Here is a 14,435-nt window from a genome sequence, read left to right as displayed (position 1 = left end):
CCCTGGCTAGCCGGGCGATCAGCGCCCGAGCGGCGCGTGCTGGCGGTGGAGCACGTACACCCGGGCAGGCTAGCTCTCGGATGTTCAGGATCCAAGCGAAATAGCGACCGCTGCGGCGACAAGCGTCGCCTGCATCGCGGTACGGGCGGGCAGCGGGGTGACTGGGCGGCCGGCCAGGGTGAGCTTGCGCCGTGCTCCGGACACGTTTGCCGGGAACATCGCCAACATTAGGACGGCCAGCCCGGCGGCGGCCCACCGAGCGGTGGCGGGAGCGAGGAGTGCTGCCGCGCCGAGTAGCTCCAGCACCCCGGTGAGGGTTACCAGGAACCTGGGGTGGGGGAGCCGTGGTGGTACCAGCGCGACGAGGTCGGCCCGGCGTCGCGGACCGAAGTGCGCCAGGCCGGTGACCGTGAGCATCAGGGCGAGCCCCACCCGCAGGGCGGGGTGCCAGCCGTCGAGCGCACCCACGCCGGCCAGACCGGCCAGCCGGGCCAACCCGGTGCCGGCCACCAGTGTGATCAGTGGAACCATCGGAACCTCCACGCCGATCTTGTCGGTGCCAAGACTGCCTCCGTCCGAGCATCTTGTCAACGGCAAGATATGCTTCGGAGATGACCGATGCACGTGGCTACCATCACGGCGATCTTCGGCGGGTCCTGCTCGCCGCCGCCGCGGTGGCGATCGAGGAGTCCGGGCCCGCCGCCCTGAGCCTGCGCGACCTCGCCCGCCGAGCCGGCGTGTCGCACGCGGCGCCCGCCCATCACTTCGGCGACAAGCCGGGGTTGCTCACCGCGCTCGCGGTCGAGGGCTTCGACCTGCTCGCCGCGGCCCTGAAGGCCGGTGACGGTCTGCTCGAGATGGGGGTGGCCTACGTGGACTTCGCCGTCCGGCGTCGGGCGCACTTTGAGGTGATGTACCGCTCCGACCTCTACCGCGCCGACGCGCCGGAGGTGGTGGCGGCCCGAGGGCGGTCGCGTGCAGTCCTGCGCTCGGCAGTGGCTGACCTGCCGCCGGGGCCGGGCGCGGCGGGCGGTGTCGCCGGGGACGCGCTCGCCGCCTGGTCCATCGTGCATGGCTTCGCCACCCTGTGGAATGCGGGCGCCCTGCCGGACGAGGCGGGGGATGATCCGCGCGAGGCCGCACGGGTCGTCATTCGTCGGCTGTTCGGATCCCGCGTTGACGCGCGAGGTCGGGCGGCTCCTGCGGCGCGGTCACCACGTACTCCCGCATAACCTCGGCCACCTCCTGCAGGAAGGTGGCCGTGGCGACCGCCTGCTCCGGCGTGAGCCGGTCGACCGCCTGTTCGATGCCGGCCAGCATCGGCCGCAGTGCCGCCGACACCTCGTCGTACCCCTGGTCGGTGACCTGCAGCGCCACCCGGCGGCGATCCCGCGGATGCGGCGTGCGCGCCAGGTGGCCGGCTCGGACCAGCCGATCCACCAGCACGGTGGCCGAGGCGGACCGGATGCCGAGCCGGTTGCCCAACTCCACCGGCCCGAGCGGGTCCGGGCTGGCGGCGAGGTGGTCGATGGCGGCGGCGTCGGTGACCCCGATCCCGAGCCGGCGGGCCAGCGCCCCGGGGGTGCCGCTGGCAGCCCGGATCACCTCGCGCAGCGCCCGGGCGGTGCCGCTGGTTGAGGGCGCTTCGCTGTACGGCCCGCGACGCGAGCCGGGGGTGGTTGACGCGGCGCTGTCCACAGGACGAAGCTAGCAGCTCAGGTAGCTAGATAAACTAGCGATCGGAGCGGGTATGCCGGAGCAGGGACGCGGCCGCTGGTGGGGGCTGCTCGCCATCAGTCTCGGAGTCGCCACGATCATCGTCGACGTGACGATCGTCAACGTCGCCGTCCCGGCGATCATCGCCGACCTCGGGGTCAGCTCCGCCGGGGCGCAGTGGGTCCAGGAGGCGTACACCCTCGTCTTCGCCGCCCTGCTCCTGGTCGCCGGCCGCTTCGCCGACCGGGCCGGCCGGCGGCGGATGTTCGTCGTCGGCGTGCTGGTCTTCGTCGTGGCCAGCCTGCTCGCCGCGTCCGCCGGCTCCGGTGCCGAGCTGATCGGGGCGCGGGTACTCCAGGGGCTCGGCGGCGCGATGATGCTGCCCACCTCGCTGTCCCTGCTGAACGCGAACTTCGTCGGACGGGAGCGGGCGATCGCCTTCGCGGTCTGGGGCTCCACCATCGGCGGGGCCGCCGCGCTCGGCCCGCTGCTCGGCGGCTGGCTCACCACCGAGCTCTCCTGGCGGTGGGCCTTCGGCATCAATCTCCCGATCGGCGCGCTGGTCGTCGTCGCCACGCTCGCGCTGGTCCCCGAATCCCGCGACGACCGGGTCGAGCGCGGCATCGACCTGATCGGAGCGCTGCTGTCGGTGCTCGGCATGACCGGCGTCGTCTTCGCCCTCATCGAGGGGCGCACGTATGGCTGGTGGGGGTTGGCGAAGCCGATCACCCTCTTCGGCCTGGACTGGCCCGCCGCGATCTCCCCGGTGCCGGTCGTCGGGCTGACCGGCCTGGCCGCCCTCGCCCTGCTGGTCACCCACCAGGTGCGCCGCAACCGGATCGGTCGGCCGGCGCTGGTCGATCTGTCGCTGTTTCGGATCGGCTCCTTCCGGACCGGCGTCACCGCCGCCGGGATCGTCAGCCTGGGCGAGTTCGGTCTCCTCTTCGCGCTCCCGCTCTGGTATCAGAACGTGCTCGGCTACAGCGCCTTCCACACCGGCCTGGCGCTGCTGCCCCTCGCCGTCGGTAGCTTCCTCTCCAGTGCGCTCGGCGCGCTTCTCGTCAAACGATGGGGTGCCACCCGGGTGGTGCAGCTCGGCGTAGCCGCGGAGATCGCTGGCATCGCCGGACTCGGCCTCGTGGTTGCCCCCGACACCCGCTGGTGGGCTCCGCTCGGCCTGCTCTTCGTCTACGGCGTCGGCGTCGGCCTGGCCACCGCCCAACTCACCGGGGTGTCGTTGCGCGAGGTGCCGGTCCGGCGCAGTGGCCAGGGATCCGGGGTGCAGAGCACCGCGCGGCAGGTCGGATCCGCCCTCGGCATCGCCGTGCTCGGCACGGTCCTCTTCGCCGGGCTCAGCGGGCTGCTCGGCGCGCGGCTCGCTGATCGCCCCGAGCTCGATTCCGCCCAGCGGGAACAGGTGGTGACCGAGGTCCGGGAGAGTGGCGGAGCGGCGATCGCCGGGCTCGCCGCCGACCCCCGCACCGCGCCGATCGCCGAGGAGGCGAAGGCCGCCTTCGCCGACGCCACCCGGTACGCCGCCTTCACCGCCGCCGGCTTCCTGCTCATCGGGCTGATCGCCTGTGCCCGACTGCCCCGGGATCGCCCCGGGGCGGCGGAGCCGGCACCGACGCCGCAGCCGGCCGGCAGTCCGGCTGGCTAGACCGCGGCGGGCCGCCGGCACCGGGTGGCCCCCGGTGCCAACACCGGGGGCTTAGGTTCTTGCTTGTCAGCGCCGGGCGTGCTGTACGAACGCCTGCCACGCCTCCGGACCGAACACCAGGGCTGGTCCGGTGGGGTCCTTGCTGTCACGGACGCCGACGACGCCGGGAAGGTTGTCGGCGACCTCCACGCAGTTGTTGCCGTTGCCGCTCCGCGTGCTCTTGCGCCACCGGGCGCCGGTCAGGTTAGTCACCGCTCAGTTCCTCCAATGCAGTTGTGATCATCTTCTTGGATGCCGCCTCGTCGACTGCTCGGTCATCGAGGTCTTCCCAGACCAGCCGGTATGCGCTGGACTCATCGGGCTTGTTGAGGTACAAGGCGCCGGTCAACGTGTCGACATAGGCCAGCGGAGGCTCCAGCACCTCGCCTACCGGATCGGCCGGGAAGTCCAGCAGTGAGAACGGCGTGCTCGCCGCCATGCCGCCGTGGACACCGGCGGCGAAGGGCAGGACCCGCACGGATATGTTGCCGCGCTGGGTGACGTCGAGCAGGTACTTGAACTGCTCGGCCATCACATCAGCTCCACCAACCAGCCGATGCAACACTGCCTCGTTGAGAATCACGCTCAGGTGCGGCGCACGCGGTCGGGACAGCAGAGACTGCCGCGCCAGTCTGACGGTCACCCGGCGATCCCGCTCCGCTTGATCGACGTAGCCCTTCGGCACCTGGTGTACCTGCTCTGCGTAGGCCCGCGTTTGCAGCAGGCCAGGGATCAACTCGACCTCGTACTGTCGGATCGTTTCCGCGCTGTCCTCCAGGGACACGTACAACCCGAAGAACTGAGGTAGCTCCGTCTCCGTGTAGTCGTGCCACCAGCTCTTCTTCCGGCCGTTGCGCGTTTCAGCCGTCAACGCCAGGAGAAGATCCAGATCGGCCTGTTCGGCACCGTACAGCTCACACATCGCCTTCACGTCGATGTCCCGGAACCTGACGCCCTCGGTGCCGTCCTCCATCCGGGCGATGGTTGCGCGCCCCTTCTGGAGGTGTTCGGCCGCTTGTTCCTGGGTCAGGTTCGCCGCCCGGCGCAGGATCCCCAGCCGGCGACCGATGGACCGGCGCACCAGGGCTGAGCCGACCATGTCTGCCACCCGTGACCACCTCCCACTCAATTAGTTGGACGCGTGTCTCGCTCAATTAGAACATGCTTGCCTTGTCTTGCTGAAGCCTAGCGATGCCAATTCGGACACGCCTAGATGAGTGATCTTTAGTTAAGTGACGCTCTTCCGACACTGGCCTGCTTGAGTGGTTGTTTTTTGGGCGCGCTCAAAGTGTAATGAGATGCATCGACGAGTACCGACTGGTTGAACCTTCGCCCAAGGGGACATCGTGCTGCTGTTCTTAGCTCTGACCGTGTACCGCTCGCGGCGCAACCGAGATGGCGTCTCAGGAGCAAATGCGACACATCGCATTCCCGGAGTTATGTCCGGTCCAAGAGGGAAGTGGACTGTGGTTCGCTGGCGATTCCGCCGCCAGCGGAAGAGCTCGCCGCCCCCCGTGAACGCACCGCAGCAGCGGAACGACGTCCCGTACCCCGTGATGGTGCAGCGCGGTAGGTCGGTCAATCTGCCGGCGTGGATGACCCAGCCCACCGTCGCCAGCCCTCAGGTAGGCCGCGTCGGTTGGCTTACCCCGGCTCAGCAGTGGCGAGCCAACGGAGGCCGCTGGTGACCGTGCACCGGCCCGCCCGCACTGCCGAGAGGCGAGACTGAGATGGCATCGGTAGTTGTCGTTGCTATTGCCGTGGTCGTTGGGCTCGCCGTCGGGGCGGTCCTGGGCCTGGTGACCAAGAGCCGTTCGGGCAGTTGGTGCGCCCGGTGTGGTGACCTCAAGCGCTGCCTACGTGACCACCACGCGGGCGGGAGCCGGCCGTGGTGAGAAGGGCACACGACCCGATGCGCCCGCTCTGGCGGTGCCGGGCCTGCGGCGCCGACTGGCCCTGCCAGCCCGCGCGGCTCGCGTTGCTGGCGGAGTATCGCGGCAGGAGGTCAGCCCTGCTGGCCCACCAGGGCAAGCTCCTGGCCGAGGCATCTGATCAGCTATCCCGACTCAACGGCACCAGGCCGGACCTCAGGGAGAGGTTTGTCAACTGGTGCTGGCGGGTGGAACCCGAACACCCCACGACCAGCGCCTCCGAGCCGGGAGACCCGGACCCAGACCTGGTGTTTCGCGGCATCGAAATGATCATTCGTAGCCACTGGGGAGGGCGGACCTGCCCCCGGTGCGTGAACACAGGTTGTCCGCATCTCGACTGAGCCGACGGCTGGCTGGCCCACCTACGACGGCCACCGCAAGGCCGTCCTGAGGCGGAGGGTCCAAAGCGGTAGCAAGTGCCTCAACCGAAGAGCCGGCCGTAGCTCATCCACTCAAGCACGATCACCCTCGACATGATCGACACCTCGCCAACTACGGGCTTCGGTGTGGCCCGTTGGTCGCGTGGAAGGCAGTACCCACTCCGAGCAGGACCACGGCGGCCACTGTGTATGGCACGGCGTCGAGTGGCGCGAGATCCCACAGAAACAGACTCGCGCCGTTCCCGTTCTGGGTGAACTGCCCGGCCACCAGTGCCCGAACGATCACCAGCCCACAAGCTATGACGGTGCTGGTCCAGACCTGGACGATCAACCCTATGCCGAGGGCGATCATGAATGAGCGGATAGTCGGCATCGGTCCGGGTAGGTCCTCGGCCACAGAGGAGGGCCGCAGGAGCAGGATCATCACGCCCAGAATGCCGTACGTCGCCACAGTGAACGTGCGGACGCCGACCAGACCGGGATGGCGTCGTTCGAGGAATTCCACTCCACTGCCGAGGCCGAGCAGCGCACCGACGGCCAGGACGGCTGGAAGAAACGTGACGTCGTTGTTCAGGGGGAAGGGCCAGTCGGCCGATTCGAGCCGCTGCCACAGGTAACAGGCAGCCACCACGGCACCGGCCGCCAGGTAACCGGCGAGTCCGTGCACGCGGAGCCACAGTAGGGGCAGCGGTGCGCCTTCGCGGATACGTGAGGTCGTCATGGCGCGGTCAGCACGCCGAGGCGGCGGCGTGGCGGCCACGCCAGGCAGCGAGGTCGTCAACCGGGCCGGCGAGCGCGGCCGTAAACAATTCTTGGTACAGGTCATCCAGCTCCGGGTAAGCGGTGAACCGTTCCTCCTGTGGTGTGCCGCAGCGTTCTTTGTGCGCGCTGTGCCACTGGTCGGCGAGTTGTTCGACCAACGTCTCGTCCTTCATGAACCCGGTATCAATGTGAATTACTCCATCGCCGCCTCGGAAAAAGTCCGGGTTGCCGGCCGGCGCGCTCATGCCCCACTCCTCGTACTGCCGCACATCCCCGGGCACGACTCCGCTGACCTGCTTAGCTGTCTCGACCATCCGGACGACATCGTCCAGATGCCGCCGGTGGTCATCCCAGAGGCAAACCCGTGGCTGCTGCCCACCGCACACCTGATGTTGCGCCCCCGAAAACCGGGCCATCGGCTCCCACCCGACGTCGGACAGCGCCTGCCCGATCGGGATCCCGGCGGCCCCCACCACTGCGACGCCGACAGCCGCCATGCCGACCCGACGCCAGCGCATCGGACTCGTCACGCCCCACCCGAAACCGGCGGCGACCAGCGTGAACAGGGCGATCAGCGCGGCAACCCAGACCAGCTTCAGGACCAACACGTCCACCCTCGGCTCACCCCACAGCGGACCAGCACCGTGGTAGAGAAAGAGGTGGCGAACATTGTCCGGCGCATCAAAACCCGTCACCATCAGGACCAGGCCGCCGATTAGCACAAGCAACGGAGTGATCGGCTTCGGCCAGAGCGAGCCGACGACGGTGCCAGCCACCAATGCCAGGACGATGCCCGCCGCACCGAGCACAACATTGCCCACGCCGAGCCGGCTTCCGGGTTCCACTGCCGCTGATACCGCGACCGCGCCCACCACCAGAAACAGGTATCCAGCCAGCACCCACAGCCCAATAGCGGCTGCCCGGAACAGGACCAAGTGCCACGCGGGTCTACTCGAGAGCGGATCAAGGGCCGCGGTACGGCGCCGGTTGCGGGAGGGAAACGCAGCCGCGGCGACACCCGCGCAAACAGCGGCCAGAACAGGCGTGATCTGCTGAATGGCCCCCGTGGTCAGCAACGGAGACCCGAACCAGACCCGACGAGACGGAAACAGTAGCAGCGCACCGAGAACAAACACCCCCGCCATCAGCGCCGGACCGACCCAACGGGGATAACCCAACCTACTCACGCCGACACCCCAGCCTTCGTGGCAAGCTGCAGGTAGCCCGACTCGATCGCACTCATACCTTCAGTCCCAGTACTCGCATCGCCAGCATTGGCCAGCTCTGCCGGCGACCCGTCGAAGACCACCCGACCCTGCAGAAAAACCAGCACCGAGTCACAGGTGTGCAGCACATCGTCCACGATATGCGTGCTGACCAAAACGAGCCGTGACCGCGCCGACTCCCGGAGTTGATTACGCAGACCGACACGCTGCGCCGGATCAAGCCCGACAGTCGGCTCATCAAGGATGACGACCTCTGGGTCGTGCACAATCGCCTGGGCCACCCCCACGCGCTGCAACGTGCCACCGGAAAGGGTACGCAGTTTGGCCTTCGCATATTCCTGCAGGCCGAGTCGCTCGATCGCCCGCGCGACAGCAGCACCGGTCTGGTCTCGCGGGAACTCACGAAGCCAGGCGGCATAGCGGAGAAACTCCATGACCGTCAGCCCACCAGGGTACGGGAAGTTCTGTGGCTGGAACCCGATCCTGCGTCGCAACCGACGCACCGACCTGAGGCCGGACGCCCGTTCCCCATTCAAACTGATCGACCCCGAGGTGGGCGGATTCAACAGCGCCAGGGTGTTGAGCAACGTCGTCTTACCCGCACCGTTCGGACCGAGAAGCCCCACTACCCCCGGACGGAAGTCGTGAGTGAAGTCGTGCACCACCTGCTTCCGGCCGTAGCCCTGACACAGGTTGCTCGCCACCAAACTCGCCACGTGATCGTCTCCGCTGGTGATGTGGAGCCACACCTGAGCGTGGCCACTGGACGTGGCTCCACATCGTACTACTACTAGGTTGTCACCAGGATCCGGGTGAGCCCAAAGGTGCACTCAAAACCTTGTCCCATTCCCCGGTGTTGCAGTCGAAACGAACGTCCTTGATTTTATATCCGCCACCGGTAGTGGTGCAGGTGGCCTTTCCTTAGGTGTTCTGCACGTTCTTCACGCAATTAATCCCAGCCCCGCCGTAACCCTCCCCGACGTCACCCAGTTGCGTCTCCAGCGTGGACCGCGACGTTGCGAGTCACCAACTCGTCGGGAGCGGCATCCCCTCGGTGTAGCCGGCCGCGCTCTGCACCCCGACCAGCGCCCGCTCGTGGAACTCGGTGAGGTTGTGCGCCCCGGCGTAGGTGAAGGCGCTGCGTACCCCGGAAATGATCTCGTCAACGAGGTCCTCCACGCCTGGCCGGTCCGGGTCCAGGTACATCCGCGCCGACGAGATGCCCTCCTCGAAGATCGCCTTCCGGGCGCGGTCGTACGCGGAGTCCTCCGCCGTCCGAGCGCTGACCGCCCGGGCCGAGGCCATGCCGAAGCTCTCCTTGTAGCGGCGGCCGTCGGCGTCGGAGTAGAGGTCGCCCGGGGACTCGTAGGTGCCGGCGAACCAAGAGCCGATCATGACGTTCGAGGCCCCCGCGGCCAGCGCCAACGCCACATCGCGGGGGTACCGGACCCCGCCGTCCGCCCACACGTGCCGGCCCACCGCCCGCGCCGCCGCGGCACAGTCCAGGACCGCCGAGAACTGGGGACGGCCCACCCCGGTCATCATCCGCGTGGTGCACATCGCCCCCGGCCCCACGCCGACCTTCACGATGTCCGCACCCGCCGCGACGAGATCGCGTACGCCGTCGGCGGTGACCACGTTGCCGGCCGCGACCGGAACGGCCGGGTCGAGCACGCGTACCGCCCGGAGTGCGGAGATCATCCGTTCCTGGTGGCCGTGCGCCGTGTCCACGACCAGGGTGTCCACCCCGGCCTCCAGCAGGGCGCGCGCCTTGCCGGTGACGTCGCCGTTGATGCCCACCGCCGCGGCGATGCGCAGCCGGCCCCGGTCGTCGAGCGCCGGTCGGTACAGCGTGGCGCGCAGCGCACCCGACCGGGTCAGCACGCCGACCAACCGTTGCTGCTCGTCCACCACCGGTGCCAGCCGACGCCGGCCGGCTGAGAGCCGGTCGAAGCCGGTACGCGGATCGGCGTCCGCCGGAACCGTGTGCAGCTCCACCGACATCACGTGCCGTAGCTGCGCGAACCGGTCCACGCCCACCGTGTCCGCCTCGGTGACCACCCCGACCGGCCGGCCGGACTCGTCCACCACGACCACCGCGCCGTGCGACCGCTTCGGCAGCAGATGGATGGCGTCGCCGACCGTATTGGTCGGCCCCAGGGTGATCGGGGTGTCGTACACCAGGTGCCGCTGCTTGACCCAGGCGACGACGTTCGCGACCACCTCGATCGGGATGTCCTGCGGGATGACCGCGATGCCACCCCGCCGGGCCACGGTCTCGGCCATCCGGCGGCCCGCCACCGCGGTCATGTTCGACACCACCAACGGGATGGTGGTGCCGGTGCCGTCACCGGTCGACAGGTCGACGTCGAGCCGGGACGCCACCTCGGAGCGGGCCGGGGTCATGAAGACGTCGTTGTAGGTCAGGTCGTGCGCGGGGACCGCGCCGTGTAGGAACCGCACCTGGTCATCATGACTGGCTGTCCCGGCTCGCGTTCCCCGGGTCGGACAACATCCCGCCGGCTGGCCGACCGGGCGGCGCCGCTACGCCGCAGCGCGGGCGGCGTCTACCTTCCGAACCGCGGCAGCCAGCGCCCCTCAGGCGATGGTGCAGATCGCGCCACCGGCGGTGATGACCGCGCCGATCTCGGCGGCGAGGCTGCTGACCGTGCCCGCCTGGTGCGCGTGCAGCGGCTGCTCCATCTTCATCGCCTCCAGGACCACGACCAGGTCGCCCTCGGCCACGATGTCTCCGTCGGCGACCGCGATCTTCACGATCGTGCCCTGCATGGGGGAGGTGAGCGTGTCGCCGCTGACCGCGGCCCCGGCCTTCGCCCCGCCGCGCCGACGGGCCGGCTTCTTCGCGGTGGGCGCGGCGGCGGCCGTACCGGCGCCGAAGCCGGCCGGGAGGCTGACCTCCAGCCGCTTGCCGCCCACCTCCACCACCACGGTGTCGCGCTCCGCCGGGCCCTCGGTGGGGCCGGCGATGGCGGTGAAGGGCGGCACGGTGTTGTCGAACTCGGTCTCGATCCACCGGGTGTGCACCGTGAACGGCTCGGCGGTGAAGGCCTCGTCCCGGACCACCAGCCGGTGGAACGGCAGCGCGGTGGCCATGCCCTCGACCACCATCTCGTCCAGCACGCGACGGGCCCGCTCCAGGGCCTCGATACGCGTCTCGCCAGTCACGATCACCTTGGCGAGGAGCGAGTCGAAGTTGCCGCCGATCACATCGCCGGCGGTGACCCCGGTGTCGACCCGTACTCCCGGACCGGTCGGCAGGCGCAGCGCCGTGATCGTGCCCGGGGCGGGCAGGAAGCTCCGGCCCGGGTCCTCACCGTTGATCCGGAACTCGATGGAGTGCCCGCGCGGCGTCGGGTCCTCGGTGAACCGCAGCTGCTCCCCGTCCGCGATGCGGAACTGCTCCCGGACTAGGTCGACCCCGGCCGTCTCCTCGGTCACCGGATGCTCCACCTGAAGCCGGGTGTTGACCTCCAGGAAGGAGATGGTGCCGTCGGCGCCGACCAGATACTCCACGGTGCCGGCACCGTGGTAGCCGGCTTCCCGGCAGATGGCCTTGGCCGAGTCGTGGATCTGCTGGCGCTGCGCGTCGGTGAGGAACGGCGCCGGCGCCTCCTCGACCAGCTTCTGGTGCCGGCGCTGGAGGGAGCAGTCCCGCGTGCCCACCACGATGACGTTGCCGTGTTGGTCGGCGAGGACCTGGGCCTCCACGTGCCGAGGCTGGTCCAGGTACCGCTCGACGAAACACTCACCCCGGCCGAACGCGGCGACCGCCTCCCGGGTGGCCGATTCGAACAGGTGGGGGATCTCCTCCATGGTTCGGGCCACCTTGAGGCCGCGACCGCCCCCGCCGAAGGCCGCCTTGATGGCGACCGGCAGGCCGTGGTCAGCGGCGAAGGTCAACACCTCGTCGGCGCTGCCGACCGGGTCCGGGGTGCCGGGGACCAGCGGTGCGCCCGCGCGTTGCGCGATGTGTCGGGCGGTCACCTTGTCGCCCAGGTCGCGGATGGCCTGTGGGCTCGGCCCGATCCAGGTCAGCCCGGCGTCGATCACCGCCTGGGCGAAGTCGGCGTTCTCGGAGAGGAAGCCGTAGCCCGGGTGCACCGCGTCGGCGCCCGACCGCGCCGCGACCTCGACCAACTTCTCCATGCGCAGGTAGCTGTCGGCGGCGGTGTCACCGCCGAGCGCGTACGCCTCGTCGGCCAGGATGGCGTGCAGGGCGTCGCGGTCGGAGTCCGCGTAGACGGCGACGCTGGCCAGGCCGGCATCGCGGCACGCGCGGATGACGCGGACAGCAATCTCGCCGCGGTTGGCGATGAGTACCTTGCGCACCTTGGGGGCTCCTCCCGGGTGTTCGTTGACGGGGAGTGTATCGGCCCTGCCGAGGCTCCCTAACGAGCGCTCAGTGTGGGATGCCGCACTGTCCGTTCGCCGACCCCGCCCCGGGCGGGATGGCCCAGGGCGGGTGCCGGGTCCTGTGGCGGGCCGGTCAGCGCACCCGGGCCAGGGTCAGCCCGTCGGCGATCGGCAGCATCACCGGGTCAACCCGGACGTCGGCCAGCACCTCGTCGTTGAACGCGGCGATGGCCCGGTCGCCGGCGTCCTGCGGGGCGAGCACCCGGCCGTCGCGGAGGACGTTGTCGACGGCGATCACTCCGCCGGGCCGCATCCGGGGCACCAACTCCGCCCAGTACGCCGAGTAGCCGACCTTGTCCGCGTCGATGAAAGCGAAGTCGAGGTGGCGGTCGGCCGGTAGTTCCCTCAGCGTCTCTCCGGCGGGGCCGATCCGTAGCCGCACCCGGTCGTCCACACCGGCCCGGGTCCAGTAGCGCCGCGCGATCCCGGTGAACTCCTCCGAGACGTCGAAGCAGTTCAGCTGCCCGTCCTCGGCCAGCCCGCGGGCGATCGCCAGCGCGGAGAGCCCGGTGAAGGTGCCGACCTCGACCGCTCGTCGCACCCCCAGCAGCCGGGTCAGAAAGGTCAGGAAGGCGGCCTGCTCCGGCGCCACCTGCATCTGTGCGTCCTCCGGCAGGTGCGCCCGGGTCTCCTCGATCAGGTCGAGCATGACCTGATCCGGTGGGCTTCCGTGGGTGACCAGGTACGCGTGCAACTCCGACGTCAACGGGATGGATTTGGTGCTCAACGCTGCTCCTTCGTGCTCTCGACGGCGAGACTCGCTGGTCAGGATCCAGGGTTCGGCTTCGGGGCGGCCGGGGCGCCGGACGTTGGGGTGTTCGGCGTGCCCCGGTGCCACAGGTCGGTGATCTGTAGACCAAGCTCGGCCAGGAGGCGGCGCAGCAGCGGCAGGGAGAGGCCCACCACCGTGCCGGGGTCGCCCTCGATCCGCTCCACGAACGGCCCACCCAACCCGTCGATCGTGAAGGCGCCGGCCACTGCCAGGGGCTCACCCGTGTTGACGTACGTGGCGATCTCGTCGTCACTGACCGCGGCGAAGTGCACGGTCGTGGCGGCGACGGCTTCCGCCCGCCGGGACGCCGTCACGTCAATGAGGCAGTGCCCGCTGTGCAGGATTCCGCTGCGCCCCCGCATCCGCTCCCACCGGCGGACGGCGTCAGCCCCATCAGCGGGCTTGCCGAAGATCTGGCCGTCGAACTCCAGCACCGAGTCGCACCCGATCACCAGGGTGCGCTGGTCCTTGGCGGGGTGCAGCCGGGTCAGGACCGCCTGCGCTTTCAGCCGGGCCAGCTCAAGGCAGAGCTCATCCGCGCGTTCGCTGGCCACGAGGGACTCGTCAACGCCGCTGACCAGCACATCCGGCTCGATCCCCGCTGCCTGGAGGGTCTTGCGGCGGGCCGGGCTCGCGGAGGCGAGGACGAGGCGAAGCGGTAGAGATCCAGACACGACACCGACGTTACCCGCTCCGTCCCCGGCACTGGGGAGGCTGAGCTCCCGGCCAGTGGGAGCACCGCGCCGGACTCACTCCTGATCTGACTCCCCCCGATGGTCGGGATCCCAGGTGCGCGGCGGCTCCGTGGAGTTGAGGTGGGTCGGGCCCGCCGGGCGGTCCGTCGGTGCCGGGGGCCCCGGTGTGGCTCCGAGGGGCGGGATGGTGGGCTCGCCGGGGATGCCCCTGCCGCCCCCCGGGCGCGAACCGGCTGCGCCGGTGGGTGCGGTGCCCGCGCCGCCACCGCCGATCACTCCGCCGCGGGGGCGGCGTGGCGGGCCGTCGGTGGGGGAGGGGCAGCCCGCTCCCGCGCTTGTGTCGGTGCTGCTGGGGGCGGGGGTGGTCTGGTTCTTCGACGGGGCCGGCGTTGGCTCGGGGGCGGGGCCGGGCGGCGGGGGTGAAAGGGGCACGGGAACACCCGACTTCGGGCCTGCCGCCTCCGACTCGTACGGCCGCTCTTGTTGGCGCTTCGCCTGGTGCTCCTCGGGTATCTCCACAACGCCGCTGAGGCTGGGAATCTGGGCCGCTGGACGACCCTCACCCTCCTCGATCATCATCCCTCCTGTCTGTCACCGCGCCGTTTCCATGAGTGAGGGTAGCGGGTGCGGGAGGGGAGTCGCAGCCCGGAAGCCGGTAGCCCCGCCCCACCGGCTTCGGGGCCGCCGCGGCGTGGATCTCCGTTGCGCGGTGACATGCCGCCCGACTGGCCGTTTTCGGCGCCCGGTACCGTTTTAGGTGATGTCGAACGCACCCTCGGAACTCGTCGCTGGTCGGTACCGGCTCTTGTCGCCGCTCGGC

At 69.8% G+C, this 14,435-nt stretch carries 13 protein-coding genes and 1 pseudogene; 3 read left to right on the top strand and 11 right to left on the bottom strand.

Annotation, left to right across the window (positions count from 1 at the left end; translation table 11 throughout):
- Positions 1–84: 84 nt before the first annotated feature.
- Positions 85–531 carry a DoxX family membrane protein gene (locus tag H0524_RS22880; RefSeq protein ID WP_180200505.1) on the bottom strand — a complete coding sequence of 149 codons (447 nt, stop codon included), beginning with the start codon at positions 529–531 and terminating at the stop codon, positions 85–87.
- Between the two features lie 80 nt (positions 532–611).
- On the opposite strand from H0524_RS22880, the gene H0524_RS22875 reads away from it, so the two are divergent.
- A complete protein-coding gene (locus H0524_RS22875) occupies positions 612–1,232 on the top strand; it encodes a TetR/AcrR family transcriptional regulator (RefSeq protein ID WP_180200504.1) in 621 nt (206 codons plus the stop codon).
- Here H0524_RS22875 and H0524_RS22870 read toward each other — a convergent pair.
- Entirely contained in the window at positions 1,150–1,698 is a 549-nt protein-coding gene (locus tag H0524_RS22870; RefSeq protein ID WP_180200503.1) for a MarR family transcriptional regulator, read from the bottom strand. The two genes, H0524_RS22875 and H0524_RS22870, sit on opposite strands and share 83 nt — an antisense overlap.
- A 52-nt stretch (positions 1,699–1,750) precedes the next feature.
- Between H0524_RS22870 and H0524_RS22865 the strand changes: the two genes are divergently transcribed.
- A complete protein-coding gene (locus tag H0524_RS22865; protein WP_180200502.1) occupies positions 1,751–3,376 on the top strand; it encodes a DHA2 family efflux MFS transporter permease subunit in 1,626 nt (541 codons plus the stop codon).
- 66 nt (positions 3,377–3,442) lie between these two features.
- Here the strand turns inward: H0524_RS22865 and H0524_RS22860 are convergent, their stop codons facing one another.
- Together H0524_RS22860 and H0524_RS22855 are read right to left on the bottom strand one after the other, a co-directional pair.
- Positions 3,443–3,628: a DUF397 domain-containing protein gene (locus tag H0524_RS22860; RefSeq protein ID WP_018727410.1), complete on the bottom strand. Its 186-nt coding sequence runs from the start codon at positions 3,626–3,628 to the stop codon at positions 3,443–3,445.
- On the bottom strand, positions 3,621–4,514 hold the full coding sequence (locus H0524_RS22855; RefSeq protein WP_180200604.1) for a helix-turn-helix transcriptional regulator: 894 nt from the start codon (positions 4,512–4,514) through the stop codon (positions 3,621–3,623). The genes H0524_RS22860 and H0524_RS22855 overlap by 8 nt, the downstream gene beginning before the upstream one ends.
- 813 nt (positions 4,515–5,327) lie before the next feature.
- Between H0524_RS22855 and H0524_RS25205 the strand changes: the two are divergent.
- Positions 5,328–5,684 (top strand): annotated as a pseudogene (locus H0524_RS25205) (flavin reductase); the annotation flags it as partial.
- Between the two features lie 154 nt (positions 5,685–5,838).
- Here H0524_RS25205 and H0524_RS22850 read toward each other — a convergent pair.
- The 7 genes from H0524_RS22850 to H0524_RS22820 all read right to left on the bottom strand — a co-directional run bounded on the left by H0524_RS22850 (position 5,839) and on the right by H0524_RS22820 (position 13,594).
- Positions 5,839–6,486, bottom strand: a complete 648-nt coding sequence (locus tag H0524_RS22850) for a hypothetical protein (protein WP_180200501.1) — start codon at positions 6,484–6,486, stop codon at positions 5,839–5,841.
- Complete coding sequence (locus tag H0524_RS22845; protein WP_309225205.1) at positions 6,455–7,675, bottom strand: hypothetical protein; 1,221 nt, start codon at positions 7,673–7,675, stop codon at positions 6,455–6,457. The genes H0524_RS22850 and H0524_RS22845 overlap by 32 nt, the downstream gene beginning before the upstream one ends.
- On the bottom strand, positions 7,672–8,430 hold the full coding sequence (locus tag H0524_RS22840; protein WP_180200500.1) for an ABC transporter ATP-binding protein: 759 nt from the start codon (positions 8,428–8,430) through the stop codon (positions 7,672–7,674). Before H0524_RS22840 ends, H0524_RS22845 begins: the two co-directional genes overlap by 4 nt.
- 307 nt (positions 8,431–8,737) lie before the next feature.
- Positions 8,738–10,177, bottom strand: coding sequence for a GuaB1 family IMP dehydrogenase-related protein (locus H0524_RS22835; protein WP_180200499.1), 1,440 nt, complete (start codon positions 10,175–10,177; stop codon positions 8,738–8,740).
- 135 nt (positions 10,178–10,312) lie between these two features.
- Positions 10,313–12,064: a biotin carboxylase N-terminal domain-containing protein gene (locus tag H0524_RS22830; RefSeq protein WP_180200498.1), complete on the bottom strand. Its 1,752-nt coding sequence runs from the start codon at positions 12,062–12,064 to the stop codon at positions 10,313–10,315.
- A 157-nt stretch (positions 12,065–12,221) separates the two neighbouring features.
- On the bottom strand, positions 12,222–12,875 hold the full coding sequence (locus H0524_RS22825; RefSeq protein ID WP_180200497.1) for an O-methyltransferase: 654 nt from the start codon (positions 12,873–12,875) through the stop codon (positions 12,222–12,224).
- A 38-nt stretch (positions 12,876–12,913) separates the two neighbouring features.
- Positions 12,914–13,594, bottom strand: coding sequence for a nucleoside triphosphate pyrophosphatase (locus H0524_RS22820; RefSeq protein ID WP_180200496.1), 681 nt, complete (start codon positions 13,592–13,594; stop codon positions 12,914–12,916).
- Between the last annotated feature and the right edge of the window lie 841 nt (positions 13,595–14,435).

Origin of the sequence: Salinispora sp. H7-4, from assembly GCF_013416675.1 — a bacterium.
Lineage (GTDB): Bacteria > Actinomycetota > Actinomycetes > Mycobacteriales > Micromonosporaceae > Micromonospora > Micromonospora vitiensis.
This window is presented reverse-complemented; position numbering and strand designations above follow the sequence as displayed.

Coding starts and splice junctions, on each gene's coding strand:
- H0524_RS22865 (WP_180200502.1), top strand. CDS start 1,751: ATGCCGGAGCAGGGACGCGGCCGCTGGTGGGGGCTGCTCGCCATCAGT.
- H0524_RS22855 (WP_180200604.1), bottom strand. CDS start 4,514: ATGGTCGGCTCAGCCCTGGTGCGCCGGTCCATCGGTCGCCGGCTGGGG.
- H0524_RS22880 (WP_180200505.1), bottom strand. CDS start 531: ATGGTTCCACTGATCACACTGGTGGCCGGCACCGGGTTGGCCCGGCTG.
- H0524_RS22875 (WP_180200504.1), top strand. CDS start 612: ATGACCGATGCACGTGGCTACCATCACGGCGATCTTCGGCGGGTCCTG.